This is a genomic window from Legionella yabuuchiae, from assembly GCF_900640115.1.
GTDB classification, from domain to species: domain Bacteria; phylum Pseudomonadota; class Gammaproteobacteria; order Legionellales; family Legionellaceae; genus Legionella_A; species Legionella_A yabuuchiae.
Genome location: NZ_CAAAIW010000073.1, coordinates 1 through 651 on the forward strand (window position 1 = coordinate 1; position 651 = coordinate 651).

The following is a 651-nucleotide window of genomic DNA, read 5'->3' on the forward strand; positions in this document are numbered from 1 at the left end:
ATAATCATCTTTCTTGATTATGACTCGAGCGTTCGAATGCAGTGAAATCGCCGTTCGGATCAAAACCGTAATCACCGTTCGAATCAGCCGAAATACGCAAGGGGATCGTTTAAATTTTAATTCACTATACATTACGAGAAAATTCTACTTTTGACATCAATTATTTTTAGGGAGGATTACCATTCGGCGCTCTAGAGGATGCTAGCCTTTGATTTTGTACTCTACTATCGCAACACTTTTCCTGGAAAGAGAAAAACATTAAAGCCTCATCTCAGAAAGCCTAATGCACCTTTGCACGCTATACTAACCAGAAATAATACAAAGAAGGTAAGGCTGTAACTAAAACCATTAACTCAATAGGGATGCCCAACCATAGATAATCAAAAAACTTATAACCACCTGGTCCCATAACCAACGTATTATTTTGATGACTGATTGGGGTTAAAAAAGAGCAGGAGGCGCCTATTGCGATCGTCATTAAAAAAGGATCGACGCTTAAATTCATCAATTGAGCAATGTTAACAGCGATGGGTGCCATAATCACAGCCGTTGCCTGATCCCGCCCCGCAAAAACGGACACTTTGCTAAGCAACTTTTTTAACTTCAAATAATTCCGGTGATTTATGGCCGATCATCGAATGAAGTCGTTTC

General features: G+C 39.6%; 1 protein-coding gene. It reads right to left on the bottom strand.

The genetic code is table 11. The features are described from left to right. Positions 1 to 298 precede the first annotated feature (298 nt). Positions 299 to 607: an SLC13 family permease gene (locus E1O47_RS12130; RefSeq protein ID WP_207384327.1), complete on the bottom strand. Its 309-nt coding sequence runs from the start codon at positions 605 to 607 to the stop codon at positions 299 to 301. Positions 608 to 651: the final 44 nt, after the last annotated feature.